This is a genomic window from Gemella parahaemolysans (genome assembly GCF_053758945.1).
Window position 1 is genome coordinate 34,984 of record NZ_JBSMTP010000009.1, and the last position, 20,951, is coordinate 55,934.

Sequence of the window (20,951 nt, forward strand, 5' to 3'; positions counted from 1 at the left end):
AAAACCACTTGGAATCTAGCTTCTACTTATCTTCTTCAAAATATCTTACTACCGGTCTCGCTTCATAAACTATCGTTCCATCTGGAACGCTATGTTTTACTACTGCATTAGCTCCAATTTTAGAATTTTTTCCAATAGTTATATTTCCTAAAACTTTTGCTCCTGCGCCTATCATAACATTATCCCCAATTGTTGGATGCCTCTTTATAGGATCTAGAGTAGTTCCACCTAATGTAGTTCCATGATACATAGTTACATTATCCCCAACTACTGCAGTCTCTCCTATTACTACCCCCATTCCATGATCAATAAATAATCCTTTTCCAATTTTTGCTCCGGGATGTATCTCTATTCCTGTCAATCTTCTGGCTCTTTTTGATAAAAGACGAGCAAACGTATGCCAACCCTTTTTATAAAATTTATGAGAAAAGTAATGATAATTTAAAGCTTTTATATGTGGATATGTAAGATAAATCATAAATTTTGACTCAGCAGCGGGATCATCTCTTAAAACACGATTTAGATTATAGTTTAGATTTTCAAAATATCCCATTACACTTCAACATGTGTAACATCTTCGAAATCAAGTACTGATAAATACTTATCCACTCCATCCGGTAAGATTGTTACAATATTTTTATCTGGATACTTCTTGGCAGCTTTTTTAGCTCCTACTATTGCAGCCCCTGAAGAAATCCCGATACCAATACCTGTAGAACGTAAGAAGTTTTTAGTTTCTTCAATCGCTTCTTCACTTGTTACAGTTAAGATTTCATCCATATATTCTTTACGGAAGTTTTCTGGAATAAATCCTGTTCCAATACCTTGAATTTTATGTACTCCACCGCGTCCTTCACTAATTGCTGGTGACTCTGCTGGTTCTACTGCAACAGTAACTACCTCTGGTTTTTGTTCTTTTAAGTATCTTGCTACACCTGTAAATGTACCTCCAGTACCAACACCTGCAACAAAGACATCAATATTTGGAACTTGTTCTAAAATTTCACGTCCTGTTGTTTTGTGGTGATATGCAGGGTTAGCTGGATTATCAAATTGACTTAAAGAAATTGCATTACTGTATTTTTCACGAATTTCCGCAGCCTTTTCGATTGATCCTTTAATTCCTTGTTCTTTAGGAGTTAAAATTAATTGTGCTCCATATGCTTTAATAATATTTCGTCTTTCAATACTCATACTTTCAGGCATAATAACTACTGCTTTTATTCCTAATACTGAAGCTAAAATAGCCACAGCTATACCAGTATTTCCACTAGTCGGCTCTACTATAATAGTGTCTTTATTAATAGCACCTTGGGACATAGCTTCTTCTAACATACCTAGTACCGCTCTGTCTTTTACACTTCCTCCTAAATTATATTTTTCTAATTTCACAAAAATATTTGTGTTATCTAGTTGATATACGGGTGTATTCCCTACGAATTTTAATGATGTTGAAATCATAAAACCCCTCCTCTTCTGACTTTATAATAAATAACTTTTGTTATTTGAATAAGATTATAGCATACTTTACTAATGAAAATAAAGTAATTAATCTGTATTCTTTTACCGTTTTCACATCTTTTTATTATTTACTTTTTAAAAAATATGATAATACTAATATTCAAAATTTATAAATTTCTAACTTTTAGTACACTTTCACTAATAATTATTTATATAAATTACTATAATATCTCTAAAATTAGTACTAAAAAACATAATGAGTAAAAAATTACTCATTATGTTTAATTATATTATTCATATCATCAGGTAAATCAACTTTCACATTAATCATCTCACCTGTAATAGGATGATTAAATATTAAATTACTACAATGAAGTGCTTGGCGACTTATTAAACATACCTTTCCACCATACAATTCGTCACCAAGTAGTGGATAACCTTTATATTTCATATGAACTCTTATTTGATGTGTTTTTCCAGTATAAAGTTTCAACTTAACAATACTAACATCTTTTTCTGGTATATACTTCTCTAACCAATACTCGGTCTTAGCGTATTCTCCACCTTCTCCTACTTCACGCTCTATAATACTAGAACTAACTCTACGAATAGGAGCTTCAATAATTACATTATCCTCGACTTCTCCATTCACCAGAGCTGTATAAAACTTATCTATATTAAGAGTACTAAAAAGTGCATGAATATGTCGATGTTTAGCTATTAATACCAAACCTGAAGTATTTTTATCGAGTCGTGTTACAATATGAGGAATTGTATTAATATTCTTATTTTTAAAATAGTAATTTACTCTCTCAAGAAGTGATTCATCTTCAAGATTTCTAGAAGGTATCGATGGTAAATTAATACCTTTATTTACAATTAAAAAATAAGAATCTTCATAGATAATTTCAATTTCTTTATCTATAAATCTAACAAACTCACTAAAATTCTCACTCGGTAAAGTAATTTCTACAATATCATTTTCTTTTAAAAGATATCTAACGTTTTCTTCTCTTCCATTTACCTTAATACTTCCATCACTATCAAACTTTATCCTTGTTAAAGTTTTTCTAGAAATATTATTCTCCAATAAAAACTCTCTTAAAATCTGTTCTTCTTTTATAGAATACTTTAAAATAATATTAGTCATTTTTTATAAACGATCTCTTTACTCTTTGCCAAAAGCTATCTTCATTATAACGAATAAAAGAAACCTTCTTATCCTTTGCCAAAGTTATTTTTATTTTAGCTACACTATCATAATTAAAATGCATATGATCCACAGTAATACGATGATTCTCTGTTTTTATTGGTTTTATCATAAGCTCATCATCTTGTGATAAAATTAATGGATTACCTAGTGTCCTATATACGAGATTATTTAAAGCTGCTATCTCAGTCACTTGATATAAAGGTAGTTGAGGATGTATTACAGCTCCCCCTAAACTCTTATTATACGCAGTAGATCCTGTTGGTGTACTTATACACAGACCATCACCCCTAAAACTTTCGAAGTGAACCCCATTAATATAAACTTTTGCTGCATACGTTGTTCCAGTATGATTATTTACCGTCACTTCATTTAGAGAATAATAATCAGATACCAAGTCCCCATTTGAACAATATGCTTTAACCCTTAATAATGGATATTCTTCAACTTTAGGCGTTAAAGCTAACATGTCAAAGAATATTCGTTCATAGTTTTGAGCAGAATAGTCTGTATAAAAGCCTAAATGCCCAGTATGGATAGATAGAAATTTTATATTATCTAAATTATCCATGTATTTATTGAAAGTACGCAGTACTGTACCATCTCCCCCAATAGCAAAAACATAATCAGGATTTTCTTTATCTTCTATCATATCACTAGATAATAAGAACTCTTTTAATTTTGATCCTATCTTTTCTGAAATGTCATCCTGTCTTACTTCTACGCTAAATTTACCTTCTAACATTTTAATCTTCACCCATTATTTTTTCATAGTTTTCTAACCATACATCCGCAAAATCTGGTGCAAGTGCCCCATGATTTTTATCAATCCATTCTTGTAATTTGTTCACATTATATTTTAGAATCTTATCAATTTTCTCTCCATATTGATAACGTACTTTATTTTGATTATATTCATCTTCATCTAGCAAGAAATACTTTCCATCAGGATATTTTTTTATATCTAAGTCATAATCAATATATTTTACTCCGTCTACATCATATGCAAATGGACTACTTAAATTTGAATAATAATGCACTCCATCTTCTCTGAACATACAAATTATATTAAACCAACATTCATTATGAAAATATACTAAAGCCACTTCTTTAGTAACCCATGTTCTTCCATCATTTTCAGTAACAAGTGTTCTGTTGTTAGCTAAAATCAGAACTTGTTCATCCGCTTCTAGTACAACATTTTTATGCCAAATTCTATGAATAGAGCCATCATGTTTATATGCTATTATTTTAACTACATCACCCTTTTTAGGCCTTTCTCCTCTGTACATAGTGCCTCCTTTCATACTCTTTTTTAATGTCTTTTTAATTATAACATATTTAATATATTTCATTCTACTCTAATAACATTTTTTTTTATAAATTTCTCTATCTGTCTCCTATAAATAATAATAAAAAGCAACTTCAAAATTTTTCTTAGACTTAATTTTGAAGTTGCTTTTTATTATTTTATTCGTAATCAATTACTCCTAAAGCAATCTTAGCATATCTTGACATTTTATCTTTTGTCCATGCTGGCTCCCAAACTATGTTTACATCTACTTTTTCTATCTCATCGACACCTAGCATAGCTGTTTCTACTTGCTCGATGATAATAGGTGCTAAAGGACATCCCATAGATGTTAAAGTCATATCAACGATAGCGTGCTTATTATCATCACTCATCTTAACATCGTATACTAGCCCTAAGTTCATTATATCAATACCAAGCTCGGGGTCTATTACATTCTCTAATGCTTCTATTACTCTATCTTTTAATGTTTCCATATTTCCACCTCTTTTCTTATTAATCATTATATCTTACTTTTTTTCCATATTCCAGTTTTAATTTTTCTCCTAATTCAATAATATCTACTTTTATATTATTATAATTTGAAGAAATTTTTACTACTTCATCAGTTTCAAAGTTTCTATGAAACTGTGCTGTATACTCGGTAACTCTACCTTTCGAATCTCTTACCGCAGTAAAAGTAATCTCCAAAAATCTCGATAATAATTCAAAATTAAAGATTCCACCATAGAATATTAATGCATCTTTATATATCAAAACTTTTAAATTTTTATTTATATATTTTGCTTCCCTCAATAAAATATCTATATCATACTCTATCTCTGGATATTCAATGAATAACTCTTCATATTCAGCTCTAGACTTTCTAATACCTTTTATTATAGATTTAATTAAAAATAATGTAACCAAAACAATAACTACAGTCAATCCATACGTGCTTAAATAATATAAATTACCAGGCACTGTTATATAAACATTAGATACAAAGGGCTTTTCTTGTAATTTACTTTTATAATTAGATGTTTCTCTATTTGATCCCAATTCTTTAAATACATCTAAAATTCTATTATTAATTAAAGAACTATGTTTTGCAGCATCCTGAAATTTCTCTAACAATTCAGAAGAAATATTAGTTCTTCCTTTTCTTCCTCTTTCTCCTATTACATCAATACGAGAATAAAGCTGTTTATCTTTTAAATTTATCTTTTTACCTTCTGGTAAATCACTACTTTGAATTAATTTCTTAATATCATCTTGAGTAGCTTTTAGTATTGCAAAACCTTGTTCATGTTGAAGCATATAAAATCGTTCATTATTTTTCAGTTTTTCATCTACTATATCTAGTTCCTCAAGAGCCTCTAATTTAATATAAGTAATTCCAGTATGTTTTCCTGTAAATTGATCGCCTTCATTATATAACATTTCGGCAGACTTTGTAGTATTATTATACGCAGCTATAATAGTTATAATGCTAATGAAAATTAATATTATAGTAAAAAATAGTTTTACTCTCATTCCCCTAAGATAACTCTTTTTCATGACTATCTTTCACATCCTTAGCGATTTGAATTTTCTATAATTACAGCTCCATTTTCTGTTCCTTTTATACATAGTTTACACATATTTAAAAACAGTCCATGTTCTACTACTCCAACTATGCTTTCAAGTTTTTCTTTTACAGATTGAATATCAAATCCATAGCCTAAGTGTAAATCAACTATATAATTATTGTTGTCAGTTATAAGAGTAGTGCCATCTTTTAATCTTAACACTGGATTTAAGCCCGCTTCTTCCATTTTTCTTATAGTATGACTATAACCAAATGGTAATATTTCTACAGGTAGGTTGAAGTTCCCAAGTTTTTCTACATCTTTACTTTCATCATAAATCCAGATTACTTCACGAGCAATATCAGCAACTATTTTTTCTCTAAATAACGCTGCTCCTCCACCTTTTATCGCATTAAAATCCTTATCGATTTCATCTACTCCATCCACAGCAAGATCAATATGATCAATCTCTTCTAGTTCTTTTATTGTAAGACCAAGACTTTTAGCTAGTTCAACCGTTTGAATCGATGTTGATACCATTTCAACATTCAACCCTTCTTTTACTTTATCAGCTAGTGCGTGTACAAAATAAAATACCGTTGATCCTGTCCCTAAACCAACAATCATATCATCTTTCACATATTCTACAGCTTTTTTACCAACAACTTCTTTTAGATTCATTTCAGTTCCCCTCTTTATGTATATATTACTTTTAAATTATTTATATTCTACTAATAGATATTTCTTCTTACCACGTCTAAGTACTGTAAATCCATCTTCTAATCTGTCTTTAGCTTCTACAACATACTCTAAATCTGTAACTTTATCTCCATTCACATAAACAGCTCCATTGTTTACATCTTCACGAGCTTGACGTTTTGATTGAACTAGATTACTTTCAACTAGGAAATCTACGATATTGTATTCTTTTTTCTCTAATTCAGATTTTGGCATCCCTTTTACTGCTTCTTTTAATTCGGTATCCGTTAGTTCTTTAATGTTTCCTGAGAATAATGCTTTTGTAATATTTAATGCACTTTCTAACGCTTTTTCACCATGAACAATCTTCACCATTTCTTCTGCTAAAGCTTTTTGTGCAAGACGTAAGTGTGGTTCTTTTTCTGAACTTTCTCTTAACGCTTCAATTTGGTCTTTTTCTAAGAATGTGAATTTTTTAAGAGCCGGCACTACTTCTGTATCTGCAGTGTTAAACCAGAATTGATAGAATTCATAAGGTGTCGTTTGTTCTGGATCTAACCATACTGCTCCACCTGTAGATTTACCAAATTTAGTCCCGTCAGATTTTAACATTAATGGAATAGTGAATCCGTAAGCTTCAACATCTCCACGAAGTTTTCTCATAATTTCTAAACCAGTAGTAATGTTACCCCATTGGTCTGAGCCACCAATTTGTAGTTTAACGTTGTGGTGTTCATTTAAGTAGGCATAGTCAATACCTTGTAAAATAGTATAACTGAATTCTGTAAATGATAATCCATTATCTAAACGGCTTGAAATTGAATCTTTCGCTAGTAAATAATTAATATTTACTAATTTTCCATAGTCACGTAAAAATTCAATCATAGATAGTTTTCCTAACCAGTCACGGTTATTTACAAATTCAATATTATCATCCCCACGGAAAATATTACGAAGTTGTCCTTCAAGACGACGAGCATTATCTTCAATTACTTCAAGGCTTTGCAATTGACGCTCTTCGCTTCTTCCTGATGGATCTCCGATAATACCAGTTCCTCCACCTACTAAAATAACAGGTTTATGTCCATGTTGTTGAAATCTTTTTAACGTTAAAAATGGTAGTAAGTGTCCAATATGTAATGAATTACCCGTTGGGTCTGTACCACAATAAATCGATACACTTTCTTTTTCTAATAATTCTTTTATTCCTTCTTCATCTGTTTGTTGATAAACTAAATCTCTATATTTTAAATCTTCTAATAATTTACTCATTAAAATTCCTCCACATCAATTTTTATACACTTACCTTAATTATAACACATTTTTATTTTTTGTTTTATAGTTTTCTATGTTTTTTACAAGAGAAATTATTCCTTAAACTAGCATATAATTTAGTTTTTCTCATCAAGTTATGGTATAATGTAGCTAATAGTATGCAATCTAAGGAGATTACAATGAAAATTAAGAAGATACTAACTTCTATATCGCAAGCTATCCTTCTTTCAATTGGTTTACTAATTAGTTTAGGCATGGGGCTTGCTATTGGATATGTAGGTGGATTAGTTAAAGATCAACCTGTCTTAACCCAAAAAGAAATGAAAGAACAAATAAATAATATTAGTAAGAACAGTGAAGTTTATTTCGGAAGTGGTGAAAAATTAGGTACAATAAACTCTGAATTAATTAGAAAAACTGTTACTTATGAAAACATCGGTGATAATGTTAAAAATGCTATTATCGCAAGTGAAGACTCTAATTTCTATTCTAACAGTGGAATTGATATTTGGGCTGTTTTAAGAGCTACACATAGTGAAGCAACAGGTGCTAGATCAACTGGTGGTAGTACTATCACTCAACAATTAGTAAAAAATCAACTTCTTGATAATTCAAGATCATATGAAAGAAAAGCAAAAGAAATATTATTAGCTCTTCGTGTTGATAGTCATTTTTCTAAAAACGAAATTCTTGAAAATTACCTAAATGTTGCTCCTTTCGGAAAAAATAGTTTAGGACAAAATATAAGTGGTATAGAAACTGCTGCTCAAGGTGTTTTTGGAGTTCATTCTAAAGACTTAAATATAGCTCAAGCAGCTTATCTTGTTGGCTTTGTACAATCACCATATACATATACACCATTTGACTCAACTGGAAATATTCGTCCAGATAAAGAACTTCAAGCAGGATTTGACAGACAGCACTACGTACTTGAACGTATGCTTTCAAATAACTTTATTACTAAAGAGCAATTTGAAGAAGCTAAGAAATTCAATATTAAAGGTGCTTATACTAAACAAAAATATTCAGAATATACTGATTATCCTTATATTCGTGACGAGGTAACAAGTTCAGTTGCAGAAATATTAGCTGAACAAACTGCTTCAAAAAATCATAGAGAAGAAGAATTTAAAAACAATTCTGACTATAGAAATGAACTAATCGAAAAAAGTAGAATAAAATTCATAACTGGTGGTTATAAAGTAAAAACTACACTTAATAAGAAACTTTACGATACACTTCAAGAAACGAAAAAACAATTTACCTCGTATCCAACTTCTACTCAGGGGGGGATCGTTTATCCTCTAGAGATTGGAGCTTCAGTTATTGAAAATGATAGTGGTAAAGTTTTAGCATTTATCGGTGGTATGAACTACAATAAACAACAACTTAATCACGCAACAAGAACTCGTCGTTCACCAGGTTCTACAATAAAACCATTATTAGTTTATGGACCTGCTATAGACAAAGGATATATTACTCCTAACTCTACAGTTTTAGATAAAAGATTTAACTATTATGGTTGGAAACCTGAAAACTATGATATGATGCAACACGGTTACCTACCTGCTAGACAAGCATTAGCTAGATCTCTTAACTTGGCCACTGTAAGATTATACTCTACATTTTATAAAGAAGATCCTGTTACTAACTACTTAGAAAAAATGGATATTAAAGGACTCACAGAAAGTGATAAGACTAACTTAGCTACTGCCATAGGTGGTATGACATACGGTCTATCTGTTACAGAAAATACTAGTGCTTTCTCTACTTTTGCAAATAAAGGTGAACATAAGAAAGCATATATCATTGAAGAAATTGAAAATAATGATGGAGAGGTAATTTATAAAGCTGACTTCTCTCCAGTTAAAGTATTCGAAGAGGCTACAAGTTATCTTATTGTTGATATGCTTGGAGATGTAATCAATAAGAGTTACGGTACTTCTCATGATATGTCAAGCAAACTTAAATTCAATTCTAAAAACTTATTTGTAAAAACAGGAACTTCTGAGTACTATAAAGATTTATGGGTTGTCGGTGGTTCTACAAAAATTACTGTTGGTCTATGGAATGGATACGACAGTCCAGCAAAAGTACCAAGTTATGACTATGCTCAGAGAAGTTGGGTTGCCGTTATGAACGCTATCTATGCACTTGATAAAAACTTAATCGCACCAGATACAGCATTTAGTCGACCTAAGTCAGTCTCTGATTCAAGCATTAATGGATATAACAATACAAAAGGTAGCACAAAAGATATAGTACCTAATGACTTTAAAGAACTATCTAAAGAAAAAACATTAGCAAAATTTGGTTACAATATTGATAAGAGTATTTCATTTAATGATCCTTCAAAAGTTACTGTAAAACCAGTTAAAAAAGAAGAGAAGAAAGAAGAAACTACAACTAACACACAAACTCCTCCTGTCATAAAACCTATCGTTACAAAAGAAAATGACGACTAATAAATAGAGGATTGGCCCATAGTCAATCCTCTATTTTTATTCTTTTAATACTTCTTACTCGCCTAACGCATCGTATAGAGCTGGAAGATCGTGTGCTTTAGCTATTTCTCCCCAATTTCCTACATCATCTAGACCATTAGCATGAGTTACAGTATAAATAACTTTAGCTAATGTATAAAACTCCTGTAATGGTTTTAATAAATTCTTAAGATTTGATTTATTTACATCGCACATTAGCTTCTCATAGAGAGTTGTAGCGTCTCTACTATCAGTACAATTTATTACATCATCAGGTATAATACCAGCATGAGCCAAGTACAGTAAGTAATTATAAACAGCCTTAAATGTTCTATATGAATCTATAATTCCTACTTCACTGGATACTTTTATTCCTTTTTTATAAGAAAAGTTACTTATTTGTTGTTGAATTGGATTTTTTATTTTTTCTACAAGTAATCCTATAAATTCATCTGTTACCTGTTTTTGATTTTCCACCACATCGTCTGGCGTGATATTTTTCTCTATTAATCTATTATAAAAGTCACAGAAAATTTTGTCTAATTCATACGTATCTTCTTCTGTCAAATACTCTTCAGGTGCAACAAAATTCTTGATTAGCGCAGGAAATTCTATAGTCTTTCCTACATGAAATGTTCCTACAGTCATATTTAATGATTGAATAAAATCATTTTTTCTTACAAAATTATATATATGATGAGCATTTTTTGCATAATAATTAGAAGTAAATTCTTGGAGTTTATTAGTCTCCTCTAAATCTTTTTTTAAAAAATACTCCTCTAATTTTTTGTTATATTTTTTATCATATTTTCTAAGTTGTTTTAACTGTGGTAATGCTGTATTGAATGTATAAACTCGTTGATATGTTTGTTTTAACAATTCTACTGTAATTGCTATATGTCCCCCAAGAGAGTGACCTGCAGCAACTTTATAACAAGAATCAAAATCTACAATTTTCCTTTTTAAAAAGTTGTTAAATTTACACGCAGAATCAATTTGACTAGTATTTTCACCAGAAACTATTCCCGTATAATTGTAAAACCAGTCACTAATATCTTCACTCTCACTACCTCTATATATAACAAGAAGTTCTTTAAGTTCTGGAATATAGATTGCTGTAGCTTGAAATCCATTTTTCGTAATTTTTGGAATTGATATTCCACTATTATATACTTCAACGCTCTCGAAAACTTCTCCAGTAACATCTTTTATAATTCTTTTTATTTTATATTCTGCTGTACTCTGTTTCTTATTTCCTTTAATTAAATACTCATACTCTGTTAGTTTAGCTACGAGTAGTGGATTATGGAAAAATCTTAACATAGTCAAATCACCTCTTTTATATAAAAATAATTATAACACATTTTATAGAGAGTATAAAAATTCTATATCTTCCCTAGTAATGAGAAAATATAGAATTCTTATATTTATTATACGTTAAATCTAAATAACATGATATCGCCGTCTTTTACTTCGTATTCTTTACCTTCAAGACGCACACGACCAGCTTCTTTAGCTTTTGGCATACTTCCATATTCAACTAAATCATCATAACTTACAGTTTCAGCACGGATAAATCCACGTTCAAAATCAGAGTGGATAATTCCAGCACATTCAGGTGCTAACATACCTTTTTTAAATGTCCATGCACGTACTTCTTGTACACCTGCTGTGAAGTATGTTGCTAATCCTAGAAGACTGTAACTTGCTTTGATTAATTTATCTAATCCACTTTCATCAATTCCTAGTTCTTCTAAGAACATTGCTTTTTCTTCATCTTCTAACGAAGCCATTTCTTCTTCGATTTTCGCACAAACTACAATTACTTGGCTTCCTTCACTTGCAGCAAACTCACGTACACTTGCTACGTGTTTGTTAGAGTCAACGTCTAGTAAATCATCTTCACTTACGTTAGCAACATAAAGCATAGGTTTCATTGTTAATAAATGTAATCCTTTTGCGATTTTTTGCTCTTCTTTATCGAATTCTAAAAGTCTAGCTGGTTTTTCTTCTTTAAGAATGTCGCGAACTTTAGAAAGTACTGCAAATTCCGCAACAGCATCTTTATCTTTTTGTTTAGCTTGTTTTTCTACACGCCCGATACGTTTTTCAACACTTTCTAAGTCAGCTAAGATTAACTCTAAGTTAATAACTTCGATATCGTATAATGGATCTACTCCACCTGCAACGTGAGTAATGTTTTCATCTTCAAAACATCTAACAACTTGGCAAATTGCATCTACTTCACGAATATGACTTAAGAATTTATTTCCTAGTCCTTCACCTTTAGATGCACCTTTTACGATACCAGCGATATCAGTAAACTCGAATGAAGTCGGTACTGTTTTTTTAGGTTCTACTAATTCTGTTAATTTATTTAATCTGTGGTCTGGTACTTCTACAATTCCTACGTTTGGATCAATTGTTGCGAAAGGATAGTTCGCAGCTAATGCTCCTGCTTTTGTAATTGCGTTAAAAAGTGTACTTTTTCCTACGTTTGGTAATCCTACTATTCCGGCTGTTAATGCCATAGTATTAATCACTCCTTTTCTTCATTAATTTCTTATATTACTTAGGCCTTGCCTACTCAACTTAACTATTATATCATAAAACACAAAACTTATCATTTAATATTATACTATTTAAAAATATTTTTGCTAATAATCACTAATTTTATATATTAGTATATTAAAAGATACTAACTATTATAAAAGTACGTACTTTACAAAAATTATTTTGGTATATAAAATATATTACAAGATATAAATTTCTATAAAAAAATTAAAAGGATGATAATTAACTATGAAAAAATATAATTCAAACATAAAACTTGGTACAGCAACACTTAATGTTGTAAACTTTGAAAGACAGCTTAAATTTTACACAGAAGCTATGGGGATGACTGTAATTTCTAAAAATGAAACTGAAGCTACTTTAGGTACTTTAGATAATACTCCGCTTCTTCACTTGAAAAAAGTTGATGGCCCCCTAGTTCGTTCTTACGGTCTATATCACATAGCATACCTAGTTCCAGATGAACAAAGTCTAGCAAATATCTTACGTCACTTTATTGATTCTAATATACCTTTAGATGGTGGCTCTGATCACGGCTATAGCAATGCCCTTTATCTAAGTGATATCGAAGGTAATGGCATTGAAGTATATTATGATAAAGATGAAAGTACTTGGGATAAAAAAGAAGATGGTCGAATCATAGGAGTAACAGAACCTATCGATGCTACTCACCTACTTGATATTTCAAAATCTGTAGTGCCTTATACTTTACCAGTAGGAACTATTATTGGTCATGTTCATCTAAGTGTTCAAAACTCTACCATTTCTTCTAACTTCTATCAGGAAATACTAGGATTCAGTGATAAATTTACCGTAGCTAGTGCCAGTTGGATTGCTTACGGAAATTATCACCACCATCTAGCTGTTAATCACTGGGGAGGTCCTCATCTAAGTCTTAGAGAAAAAGGTACTCCCGGATTAGATTATTTTGAAATAATATTTATTGATGATATTGCTTACAACCAAATTGTGGAAAATATAAAAAATAACAACACTAAAATCATCTCTGAATATGATAATAAGATTGTTATCAATGATCCAAACGGTATTGAAGTACACTTAGTAAAAGAAGTATAATATCTATAAATCTTTACAAGGGTGACTCATCAAAATCGATTTCTCTGAAATCACGATTTTCGAGTCACCCTCTTTTAGTTTTTAGTCGCTTATTTCCCTAGATTTATGATATAATAAGAATATTATTTTATCAGAAGGAGGACCTATGCAGGATTTTATAGCACAATTTGGTAGCTTTGCACCTATAGTTTTTTTAATACTAGCATCTATATTACCAATATTTTTATTCCCACCAGGGATATTTTCTGCGATTGGTGGTTATTTATTTGGTTTCACTCATGGTTTTATCCTCTCGATAATTGCATCGATAATCTATACTAGCGTGATGTTTATCATTTCAAGATATTTTGCCAGTGATTATGTAGAAAAATACTTAGCAAAAAAACTATCTAAAAAACAATACGATACAATTTTCGGTATAAGTGAAAATAAACTTATGATATTTTTAATAATCTATAGATTAATCCCTGTTCTTCCAAATAGTGTCATTTGTTACTCATATGGTTTAACTAGAATATCGTTTAAAAAATATTTTATCGGTAATATTATAGGGTTAATCCCTGGAAAAATGATCTGGTTACACTTTGGTACTACTCTAAACAATATTGGAAGTATGGAATTTTTATATGGAATAATTATAGTTTTAGCTTTTATCTTTATCAGCTCAAAACTCTCAAAAAGATTTAATAAATAAAAAGCTAGTGATTCTAAATTTAGATTCACTAGCTTTTTCATATTATGAATGTTTTTCTACTATTTTTTTAATTTTTTTGTTAAACTCACGTCTTGGCATCATAATGTTATTATCACACTTTAGGCATTTTATCTTAATGTCTGCCCCCATACGTGTTATTTGCCATCTATTTGTGCCACAAGGGTGTTGTTTTTTCATTTCTACTATGTCATTTAATTCATATTCCATAATCCAACCTCCTATTTTTCTTCATTTGATGTTAATAAAGATTTAAACTCTTTATAGAAATCACGTCTTAACATTGTTTCAATTTCATTTTTCTTACCGACTTTAGCTTTTCCGATAACATGTATCGTAACAACATTATCTTCAATTTTTTCTATATAATCGATGTGTAATTTATCATTTTTATATAATAAATCATGATATTCTTTAGAGTTATTAGCATTACCTATTACTTTATTAACTCTCTCTTCAATTTTTTCAATAGATTCATCAATCTTAATTGGTAGTTCTACTAATGCTAAGTTATACATTAAAGAATAGTTTACTACTTGATTAATAGTCCCATTAGGAATAAAATATACTTCACCATCTTTAGAACGAATTTTTGTAGAACGTAATCCAAGTGACATTACATAACCTCCAGCAATAAAGGCTGCTTGATTATAAATCTTGACATTATCACCTACATCAAATTGTCCTTCAAGAATGATAAAAAATCCAGATATAATATCTTTAACTAAACTCTGTGCACCAAAACCAATAGCTACCGATGCTATACCTGCACTGGCCACAATACTCGTAGTATTAACTCCTAAGATTGATAAAACTTGAAAAAATGCAATAAAGTAGATTGTATAACGAACTGCACTTTTAACGAGTTTGTGTAACGTTTCTGATCTTTTCTCATTAAACTTTATATTAAATTTCTTATTGGCATTATCACTCGTTGTCATCACATAATCAATAATTTTATTAAAGATACGAACTAGTATTGATGCAATAATAAAAATTCCAATTATAAGTAATAGCTTTTCTAAAACTGTAATAAGTAAATTAGTGTTACTTAATGAAGTTTTAAATTTTTCAATAATGTTCATAACTATTCATCCTTGAATAATGAAATAATACGTTCAAATTCATCATTATCTTTGAACTCAATTTCAATCTTACCTTTTTTATTGCGACCTTGTTTAATCGTTACAGAAGTTCCAAGACGCTTTTTAAGAATGTTTTCTTGCTCTTCTATAAAAATATCCTTAGCCTTAGGTTTCTTAACCTCTTTCGGTTTCAATAACTTCGCTACATATTCTTCTAATTCACGAACAGACATTTTTCTTTCAATTACTAAAGTACAGACATCTTCCATAGCTTTTTTTGTTTTTAATGAAAGTAACGTTCTAGCATGCGCAGTACTAATAATCCCTTGCTCAAGCTTATTTTTAATTTCTGAAGGTAATTTTAATAAACGTAAGCTATTCGCGATATAAGGTCTACTTTTTCCAAGTTTTTTAGCTAATTCCTCTTGAGTTAATGACATCTTATCCATCAGATTTTTATAACTTTCTGATTCTTCTAAAGCTGATAAATCTTCACGTTGTAAGTTTTCTAGAACCGCAAAAACCATCATTTCTTCATCTGTCATCTCTTTAATAATAGTGGGGATTGCTTTCTTACCTAGCAATTCAAATGCTCTATAACGACGCTCCCCTGCTATAATGTAATAACCTTTTACAGCTTTTTTTACAATAATAGGTTGTAATAAACCATTTTTTTCGATAGATTCTTTTAATTCGTTTAATTTTTCTTCATTAAAATAAATACGCGGTTGATATGGATTCTTTTTTATCTCATCAAGTGCAATTTCCACTATTTTATCATTATCTGTAACTAACTCTACATTTTCAGTAGCAAAAATAGCATCCAGTCCACGCCCTAAACCTTTACCTAATTTCTTAGCCACGTTCAATCACCTCTTTAGCTAATGCTAAGTATTGTTTGGCTCCATTAGAATTTTTCGCATACTCAATAATTGGTTCACCAAAACTCGGAGCTTCGCTTAGACGTACAGTTCTTGCTATAACTGTTTCGAATGCTTTATCTTTGAAATGCTCTCTTACCTGCTCTGCCACTTGATTAGATATATTTGTTCTACTATCAGTCATAGTAAGTAATACACCAAAAATATCTAATTTAGAATTAAGATGTTTTCTTACTATATTGAATGTATTCATAAGCTGACTAAGCCCTTCTAAGGCATAATATTCTGTCTGTACAGGGATAATTACCCCATTAGCTGCAGTTAATGAATTTAAAGTAATAAGTCCTAAAGATGGCGGACAATCGATTACTACATAATCATAGTTCTCATTGATTTCTGAAATTGCATTTTTCATACGTTGTTCACGGCTAATTGCTGAGACAAGCTCAACTTCTGCACCAGCTAATGCAATACTAGAAGGCACAATATCCAGATTTTCATAAGCTGTTTTAATTATTACATCATTAATGTTAACTTCATCTACAAGGATATTATAAATTGATTGACTTATAGCTGCTTTATCTATCCCAACTCCGCTTGTTGCATTTGCTTGTGGATCAGTATCAATTAATAATACTTTCTTTTTAAGATAAGCTAAAGAAGCCGCTAAATTAATTGAAGTAGTAGTTTTTCCTACTCCACCTTTTTGATTACATATCGCTAATATTTTCATCATTTACCTCTTTGTTTACATAACGTGGGACAGTAACTTTGATAACCACGCTATCCATATTTTCTTCTTCTTCTTTATTAAGATTTATATTATATTTTTCTTCCAATTTAGCTATTTCTTTTACAAGTTTAGCTATAACCTTTTGACCATCATAATTAACTGTAGAGTTAAATACTTTTGTATCTTTTTTTATTTTTAAATATGTATCTATTTTTTCTTCAGTTTGAGAAACGTTCAGATTCTGAGATAAAATCTGAACCAATAACTTTTCCTGAGCTGACGGTTCTAATTTAACCATAGCACGTCCATGACGTTCAGTTATTTTTTTAGTATTTATCGCATCTATAACTTTCTTACTAAGCTTTAATAAACGAAGTTTATTTGCCACAGTTGCTTGTGTTTTCCCTAAGGATTTTGCCAACTCATCTTGAGTAAGTTTGTTAATTCTAAGTAATTCCTGATATGCATGTGCCTCTTCAATAGGAGTCAATTCTTCTCTCTGAATATTTTCAATTAAGGCAAGAGTTGCCATTTGTTCATCAGTTAATTCCTTAACAATAGCCTTGGTAGTAGCATATTGTAAGTATTTAATTGCTCTTAAACGTCTTTCCCCAGCAATAAGTTCATAGAAACCATTTCCTATATCACGAACTGTAATAGATTGAAGTAAACCATTTTGCTTAATTGATTCGGCAAGCTCTTTAATTTTCTCTTCAGTGAATTCACGACGTGGTTGATATTTATTAGGTACAATCTTCTCAACTAAAATTTCTCTGAGTACATCATCATCAGAAATTCCTACTTTTTCTGCTCTCTGGGTTAAATCATATAGCTTACTAAATGGTTTTACACTCTCTGTCATATTTTACCTCCTATAACTTTATATACAATAATACAATATCATACTTTAAAATAATTGTCAAAAATATTTCCCAATATATATTAGCTAATAAAGCTTATGAAACAGTACTTTTAAAGAATATTTCCGAAATAAAACAGATATTTTTTAAAGAAAAAAAAAGTGTAATCATAAATGATTACACTTTATACAGGGACGGCAGGAATCGAACCCACACCAAAGGTTTTGGAGACCTTTGTTCTACCGTTAAACTACGTCCCTAAGAATGGTGGGAAGAAGTGGATTCGAACCACTGAACCCGAAGGAGCGGATTTACAGTCCGCCGCGTTTAGCCTCTTCGCTATCTTCCCAAAATATAAAAAAAATGCCGGCCAGAGGACTTGAACCCCCGACCTACTGATTACAAGTCAGTTGCTCTACCAACTGAGCTAGGCCGGCAACATGGTGCCTCGAGACAGAGTCGAACTGCCGACACATGGAGCTTCAATCCATTGCTCTACCAACTGAGCTATCGAGGCAATATTTAAATTTTAACATAAAAAAATGGCGGTCCCGACGGGAATCGAACCCGCGATCTCCTGCGTGACAGGCAGGCGTGATAACCGCTACACCACGGGACCTAGTATTAAAAATTGCGGGAGATGGATTTGAACCATCGACCTTTGGGTTATGAGCCCAACGAGCTGCCAGACTGCTCCATCCCGCGATAATAAAAATGGAGGAGGAAAGGGGATTCGAACCCCTGCGAGCTTTTACACTCCTGTCGGTTTTCAAGACCGATCCCTTCAGCCGGACTTGGGTATTCCTCCTTGATAAATGGTGGACTCTGCAGGACTCGAACCTGCGACCGATCGGTTATGAGCCGATAGCTCTAACCAACTGAGCTAAGAGTCCGTGTTCCTAGAGAATTCACTAACTATTATTGGTGGCGGCAGAGGGGATCGAACCCCCGACCTTACGGGTATGAACCGTACGCTCTAGCCAGCTGAGCTACGCCGCCAATAAAGGCTAAATTCATTATTTAAAATGGTGGAGCCTAGCGGGATCGAACCGCTGACCTCCTGCGTGCAAAGCAGGCGCTCTCCCAGCTGAGCTAAGGCCCCAAATTAATAATGTTTATATATATTTTCAATGGTCGGGAAGACAGGATTCGAACCTGCGACCCCTTGGTCCCAAACCAAGTGCTCTACCAAGCTGAGCTACTTCCCGTGTATTTAAATGGCGCGCCCAAGAGGAGTCGAACCCCTAACCTTTTGATCCGTAGTCAAACGCTCTATCCAATTGAGCTATGGGCGCTAATATAATGGTGCCGAGGACCGGAATCGAACCGGTACGGTATTGCTACCGCAGGATTTTAAGTCCTGTGCGTCTGCCAGTTCCGCCACCCCGGCACTATATTAACTATTGGAGCGAAAGACGGGATTTGAACCCGCGACCCTCACCTTGGCAAGGTGATGTTCTACCCCTGAACTACTTTCGCGAATACTTAGAAATGGTGCGGGTGAAGGGAGTCGAACCCCCACGCCGTGAGGCGCTAGATCCTAAGTCTAGTGCGTCTGCCAATTCCGCCACACCCGCAAAAGAATGGTGAGCCATGAAGGACTCGAACCTTCGACCCTTTGATTAAAAGTCAAATGCTCTACCAACTGAGCTAATGGCTCTAAATTTAAATGGTGCCGGCCAGAGGACTTGAACCCCCGACCTACTGATTACAAGTCAGTTGCTCTACCAACTGAGCTAGGCCGGCATAAATGGTGGAGGTTAACGGGATCGAACCGCTGACCCCTTGCTTGTAAGGCAAGTGCTCTCCCAGCTGAGCTAAACCTCCATATCAAAAGTCTGGCAACGTTCTAGTCTCACAGGGCGTAAGCCCAACTACATTCGACGCTAAAGAGCTTAACTTCTGTGTTCGGTATGGGTACAGGTGTGTCCTCTTCGCTATCGCCACCAGACGAAAACTTCATATACATATTATATCATCTTTTTTCTTTTTGTCAACAGTTTCTTTCTAAGAACTTTCACTTGATTAAGTCCTCGACCTATTAGTATTAGTCAGCTGAACACGTTACCGTGCTTACACTCCTAACCTATTCTCCTTGTCGTCTTCAAGGGGTCTTAATATCCGTGGGAAATCTCATCTCGAGGGGGGCTTCATGCTTAGATGCTTTCAGCTCTTATCCCTTCCGTATTTAGCTACCCAGCTATGCCACTGGCGTGACAACTGGTACACCATTGATACGTCCATCCCGGTCCTCTCGTACTAAGGACAGCTCCTCTCAAATTTCCTACGCCCACGACGGATAGGGACCGAACTGTCTCACGACGTTCTGAACCCAGCTCGCGTACCGCTTTAATGGGCGAACAGCCCAACCCTTGGGACCGACTACAGCCCCAGGATGCGATGAGCCGACATCGAGGTGCCAAACCTCCCCGTCGATGTGGACTCTTGGGGGAGATAAGCCTGTTATCCCCAGGGTAGCTTTTATCCGTTGAGCGATGGCCCTTCCATGCGGAACCACCGGATCACTAAGTCCTGCTTTCGCACCTGCTCGACTTGTAAGTCTCACAGTCAAGCTCCCTTGTGCCTTTACACTCTGCAAATGATTTCCAACCATTCTGAGGGAACCTTTGAACGCCTCCGTTACTCTTTGGGAGGCGACCGCCCCAGTCAAACTGCCCACCTGACACTGTCTCCCGGTCTTCTAAGCCGAGGGTTAGAATTTCAATACAGCAAGGGTAGTATCCCAACAACGCCTCCTCATACACTGGCGTGCATGATTCTCTGGCTCCTACCTATCCTGTACATACTGCATCAAAATTCAATATCAAGCTACAGTAAAGCTCCATGGGGTCTTTCCGTCCTGTCGCGGGTAACCTGCATCTTCACAGGTACTATGATTTCACCGAGTCCATCGTTGAGACAGTGCCCAAATCGTTACGCCTTTCGTGCGGGTCGGAACTTACCCGACAAGGAATTTCGCTACCTTAGGACCGTTATAGTTACGGCCGCCGTTTACTGGGGCTTCAATTCATACCTTCG

Annotated in this window: 19 protein-coding genes, 18 tRNA genes and 2 rRNA genes; 3 read left to right on the forward strand and 36 right to left on the reverse strand. The window is 33.0% G+C overall.

Translation table 11 applies throughout. From position 1 onward, the window contains the following. Positions 1 to 22 precede the first annotated feature (22 nt). The 9 genes from cysE to tyrS form a co-directional block, all read right to left on the reverse strand. Complete coding sequence (cysE, locus tag ACWOBP_RS06340) at positions 23 to 553, reverse strand: serine O-acetyltransferase (protein ID WP_455337980.1); 531 nt, start codon at positions 551 to 553, stop codon at positions 23 to 25. Next, positions 553 to 1,461 (reverse strand): cysteine synthase A, encoded by a 909-nt coding sequence (gene cysK, locus ACWOBP_RS06345; protein ID WP_455337981.1) that lies wholly within the window; start codon positions 1,459 to 1,461, stop codon positions 553 to 555. Before cysK ends, cysE begins: the two co-directional genes overlap by 1 nt. Positions 1,462 to 1,729: 268 nt before the next feature. Next, entirely contained in the window at positions 1,730 to 2,611 is an 882-nt protein-coding gene (locus ACWOBP_RS06350; protein ID WP_455337982.1) for an RluA family pseudouridine synthase, read from the reverse strand. After that, the gene (locus ACWOBP_RS06355) at positions 2,604 to 3,416 is read right to left on the reverse strand and encodes an NAD kinase (RefSeq protein ID WP_455337983.1); all 813 of its coding nucleotides are present in this window, start codon (positions 3,414 to 3,416) and stop codon (positions 2,604 to 2,606) included. Before ACWOBP_RS06355 ends, ACWOBP_RS06350 begins: the two co-directional genes overlap by 8 nt. A 1-nt stretch (position 3,417) precedes the next feature. Beyond that, positions 3,418 to 3,963, reverse strand: coding sequence for a DUF402 domain-containing protein (locus ACWOBP_RS06360; protein WP_455337984.1), 546 nt, complete (start codon positions 3,961 to 3,963; stop codon positions 3,418 to 3,420). A 178-nt stretch (positions 3,964 to 4,141) separates the two neighbouring features. Continuing rightward, positions 4,142 to 4,459: a metal-sulfur cluster assembly factor gene (locus ACWOBP_RS06365; RefSeq protein ID WP_003147395.1), complete on the reverse strand. Its 318-nt coding sequence runs from the start codon at positions 4,457 to 4,459 to the stop codon at positions 4,142 to 4,144. Positions 4,460 to 4,478: 19 nt separating this feature from the next. Beyond that, entirely contained in the window at positions 4,479 to 5,522 is a 1,044-nt protein-coding gene (locus tag ACWOBP_RS06370) for a hypothetical protein (protein ID WP_455337985.1), read from the reverse strand. Between the two features lie 17 nt (positions 5,523 to 5,539). Next, a complete protein-coding gene (gene rpiA, locus ACWOBP_RS06375; protein ID WP_455337986.1) occupies positions 5,540 to 6,214 on the reverse strand; it encodes a ribose-5-phosphate isomerase RpiA in 675 nt (224 codons plus the stop codon). 36 nt (positions 6,215 to 6,250) lie between these two features. Beyond that, positions 6,251 to 7,504 carry a tyrosine--tRNA ligase gene (gene tyrS, locus ACWOBP_RS06380; protein WP_455337987.1) on the reverse strand — a complete coding sequence of 418 codons (1,254 nt, stop codon included), beginning with the start codon at positions 7,502 to 7,504 and terminating at the stop codon, positions 6,251 to 6,253. Positions 7,505 to 7,686: 182 nt separating this feature from the next. Here tyrS and ACWOBP_RS06385 point away from each other — a divergent pair, with 182 nt between their 5' ends. Further along, positions 7,687 to 9,972: a transglycosylase domain-containing protein gene (locus ACWOBP_RS06385; protein WP_455337988.1), complete on the forward strand. Its 2,286-nt coding sequence runs from the start codon at positions 7,687 to 7,689 to the stop codon at positions 9,970 to 9,972. A 54-nt stretch (positions 9,973 to 10,026) separates the two neighbouring features. On the opposite strand, the gene ACWOBP_RS06390 is transcribed toward ACWOBP_RS06385, so the two are convergent. Then, entirely contained in the window at positions 10,027 to 11,313 is a 1,287-nt protein-coding gene (locus tag ACWOBP_RS06390; protein WP_455337989.1) for a DUF6792 domain-containing protein, read from the reverse strand. Positions 11,314 to 11,420: 107 nt separating this feature from the next. Continuing rightward, positions 11,421 to 12,521, reverse strand: coding sequence for a redox-regulated ATPase YchF (gene ychF, locus ACWOBP_RS06395; RefSeq protein WP_371451837.1), 1,101 nt, complete (start codon positions 12,519 to 12,521; stop codon positions 11,421 to 11,423). Positions 12,522 to 12,792: 271 nt separating this feature from the next. Here ychF and ACWOBP_RS06400 point away from each other — a divergent pair, with 271 nt between their 5' ends. Further along, entirely contained in the window at positions 12,793 to 13,641 is an 849-nt protein-coding gene (locus ACWOBP_RS06400; RefSeq protein WP_455337990.1) for a VOC family protein, read from the forward strand. A 145-nt stretch (positions 13,642 to 13,786) separates the two neighbouring features. Next, complete coding sequence (locus ACWOBP_RS06405; protein WP_455337991.1) at positions 13,787 to 14,335, forward strand: TVP38/TMEM64 family protein; 549 nt, start codon at positions 13,787 to 13,789, stop codon at positions 14,333 to 14,335. Between the two features lie 42 nt (positions 14,336 to 14,377). On the opposite strand, the gene ACWOBP_RS06410 is transcribed toward ACWOBP_RS06405, so the two are convergent. The 25 genes from ACWOBP_RS06410 to ACWOBP_RS06530 all read right to left on the reverse strand — a co-directional run. Further along, positions 14,378 to 14,563 carry a DUF951 domain-containing protein gene (locus tag ACWOBP_RS06410; RefSeq protein ID WP_003147408.1) on the reverse strand — a complete coding sequence of 62 codons (186 nt, stop codon included), beginning with the start codon at positions 14,561 to 14,563 and terminating at the stop codon, positions 14,378 to 14,380. Positions 14,564 to 14,574: 11 nt separating this feature from the next. Then, positions 14,575 to 15,438: a mechanosensitive ion channel family protein gene (locus tag ACWOBP_RS06415; RefSeq protein ID WP_455337992.1), complete on the reverse strand. Its 864-nt coding sequence runs from the start codon at positions 15,436 to 15,438 to the stop codon at positions 14,575 to 14,577. Between the two features lie 2 nt (positions 15,439 to 15,440). Then, complete coding sequence (locus ACWOBP_RS06420; protein ID WP_455337993.1) at positions 15,441 to 16,301, reverse strand: ParB/RepB/Spo0J family partition protein; 861 nt, start codon at positions 16,299 to 16,301, stop codon at positions 15,441 to 15,443. Further along, complete coding sequence (locus ACWOBP_RS06425; RefSeq protein WP_455337994.1) at positions 16,294 to 17,055, reverse strand: ParA family protein; 762 nt, start codon at positions 17,053 to 17,055, stop codon at positions 16,294 to 16,296. Before ACWOBP_RS06425 ends, ACWOBP_RS06420 begins: the two co-directional genes overlap by 8 nt. After that, positions 17,030 to 17,914 carry a ParB/RepB/Spo0J family partition protein gene (locus tag ACWOBP_RS06430; protein ID WP_455337995.1) on the reverse strand — a complete coding sequence of 295 codons (885 nt, stop codon included), beginning with the start codon at positions 17,912 to 17,914 and terminating at the stop codon, positions 17,030 to 17,032. The genes ACWOBP_RS06425 and ACWOBP_RS06430 overlap by 26 nt, the downstream gene beginning before the upstream one ends. A 187-nt stretch (positions 17,915 to 18,101) precedes the next feature. After that, positions 18,102 to 18,172, reverse strand: a tRNA-Trp gene (locus ACWOBP_RS06435). Positions 18,173 to 18,177: 5 nt separating this feature from the next. Beyond that, a tRNA-Tyr gene (locus tag ACWOBP_RS06440) sits at positions 18,178 to 18,261 on the reverse strand. A 15-nt stretch (positions 18,262 to 18,276) separates the two neighbouring features. Then, positions 18,277 to 18,349, reverse strand: a tRNA-Thr gene (locus tag ACWOBP_RS06445). Positions 18,350 to 18,353: 4 nt separating this feature from the next. Then, positions 18,354 to 18,429, reverse strand: a tRNA-Phe gene (locus ACWOBP_RS06450). Positions 18,430 to 18,455: 26 nt separating this feature from the next. Then, a tRNA-Asp gene (locus ACWOBP_RS06455) sits at positions 18,456 to 18,531 on the reverse strand. Positions 18,532 to 18,543: 12 nt separating this feature from the next. Further along, a tRNA-Met gene (locus ACWOBP_RS06460) sits at positions 18,544 to 18,617 on the reverse strand. 10 nt (positions 18,618 to 18,627) lie between these two features. Continuing rightward, positions 18,628 to 18,720 (reverse strand) — tRNA-Ser (locus tag ACWOBP_RS06465). 8 nt (positions 18,721 to 18,728) lie between these two features. Continuing rightward, positions 18,729 to 18,805 (reverse strand) — tRNA-Ile (locus ACWOBP_RS06470). 29 nt (positions 18,806 to 18,834) lie between these two features. Further along, positions 18,835 to 18,911, reverse strand: a tRNA-Met gene (locus tag ACWOBP_RS06475). 27 nt (positions 18,912 to 18,938) lie between these two features. Further along, positions 18,939 to 19,014: transfer RNA gene (locus tag ACWOBP_RS06480), tRNA-Ala, on the reverse strand. Positions 19,015 to 19,043: 29 nt separating this feature from the next. Beyond that, positions 19,044 to 19,120: transfer RNA gene (locus tag ACWOBP_RS06485), tRNA-Pro, on the reverse strand. A 10-nt stretch (positions 19,121 to 19,130) separates the two neighbouring features. Next, positions 19,131 to 19,207: transfer RNA gene (locus tag ACWOBP_RS06490), tRNA-Arg, on the reverse strand. An 8-nt stretch (positions 19,208 to 19,215) separates the two neighbouring features. Next, a tRNA-Leu gene (locus ACWOBP_RS06495) sits at positions 19,216 to 19,302 on the reverse strand. Between the two features lie 14 nt (positions 19,303 to 19,316). Then, positions 19,317 to 19,391: transfer RNA gene (locus ACWOBP_RS06500), tRNA-Gly, on the reverse strand. A 13-nt stretch (positions 19,392 to 19,404) separates the two neighbouring features. Then, positions 19,405 to 19,489: transfer RNA gene (locus ACWOBP_RS06505), tRNA-Leu, on the reverse strand. Positions 19,490 to 19,496: 7 nt separating this feature from the next. Continuing rightward, positions 19,497 to 19,572 (reverse strand) — tRNA-Lys (locus ACWOBP_RS06510). A gap of 10 nt (positions 19,573 to 19,582) precedes the next feature. Next, positions 19,583 to 19,658: transfer RNA gene (locus ACWOBP_RS06515), tRNA-Thr, on the reverse strand. A gap of 5 nt (positions 19,659 to 19,663) precedes the next feature. Further along, a tRNA-Val gene (locus ACWOBP_RS06520) sits at positions 19,664 to 19,739 on the reverse strand. 9 nt (positions 19,740 to 19,748) lie between these two features. Continuing rightward, positions 19,749 to 19,863, reverse strand: a 5S ribosomal RNA gene (rrf, locus tag ACWOBP_RS06525). Positions 19,864 to 19,933: 70 nt separating this feature from the next. Next, positions 19,934 to 20,951 (reverse strand): 23S ribosomal RNA (locus ACWOBP_RS06530); the annotation flags it as partial.

Bases quoted from the DNA above. Each gene is read 5' to 3' on its own strand.
- ACWOBP_RS06365 (WP_003147395.1), bottom strand. From the start codon at position 4,459: ATGGAAACATTAAAAGATAGAGTAATAGAAGCATTAGAGAATGTAATA.
- ACWOBP_RS06410 (WP_003147408.1), bottom strand. From the start codon at position 14,563: ATGGAATATGAATTAAATGACATAGTAGAAATGAAAAAACAACACCCT.
- ACWOBP_RS06425 (WP_455337994.1), bottom strand. From the start codon at position 17,055: ATGATGAAAATATTAGCGATATGTAATCAAAAAGGTGGAGTAGGAAAA.
- ychF (WP_371451837.1), bottom strand. From the start codon at position 12,521: ATGGCATTAACAGCCGGAATAGTAGGATTACCAAACGTAGGAAAAAGT.
- ACWOBP_RS06400 (WP_455337990.1), top strand. From the start codon at position 12,793: ATGAAAAAATATAATTCAAACATAAAACTTGGTACAGCAACACTTAAT.
- cysK (WP_455337981.1), bottom strand. From the start codon at position 1,461: ATGATTTCAACATCATTAAAATTCGTAGGGAATACACCCGTATATCAA.
- ACWOBP_RS06350 (WP_455337982.1), bottom strand. From the start codon at position 2,611: ATGACTAATATTATTTTAAAGTATTCTATAAAAGAAGAACAGATTTTA.
- ACWOBP_RS06360 (WP_455337984.1), bottom strand. From the start codon at position 3,963: ATGTACAGAGGAGAAAGGCCTAAAAAGGGTGATGTAGTTAAAATAATA.
- ACWOBP_RS06385 (WP_455337988.1), top strand. From the start codon at position 7,687: ATGAAAATTAAGAAGATACTAACTTCTATATCGCAAGCTATCCTTCTT.
- ACWOBP_RS06390 (WP_455337989.1), bottom strand. From the start codon at position 11,313: ATGTTAAGATTTTTCCATAATCCACTACTCGTAGCTAAACTAACAGAG.
- tyrS (WP_455337987.1), bottom strand. From the start codon at position 7,504: ATGAGTAAATTATTAGAAGATTTAAAATATAGAGATTTAGTTTATCAA.
- rpiA (WP_455337986.1), bottom strand. From the start codon at position 6,214: ATGAATCTAAAAGAAGTTGTTGGTAAAAAAGCTGTAGAATATGTGAAA.
- ACWOBP_RS06370 (WP_455337985.1), bottom strand. From the start codon at position 5,522: ATGAAAAAGAGTTATCTTAGGGGAATGAGAGTAAAACTATTTTTTACT.
- cysE (WP_455337980.1), bottom strand. From the start codon at position 553: ATGGGATATTTTGAAAATCTAAACTATAATCTAAATCGTGTTTTAAGA.
- ACWOBP_RS06355 (WP_455337983.1), bottom strand. From the start codon at position 3,416: ATGTTAGAAGGTAAATTTAGCGTAGAAGTAAGACAGGATGACATTTCA.
- ACWOBP_RS06405 (WP_455337991.1), top strand. From the start codon at position 13,787: ATGCAGGATTTTATAGCACAATTTGGTAGCTTTGCACCTATAGTTTTT.
- ACWOBP_RS06415 (WP_455337992.1), bottom strand. From the start codon at position 15,438: ATGAACATTATTGAAAAATTTAAAACTTCATTAAGTAACACTAATTTA.
- ACWOBP_RS06430 (WP_455337995.1), bottom strand. From the start codon at position 17,914: ATGACAGAGAGTGTAAAACCATTTAGTAAGCTATATGATTTAACCCAG.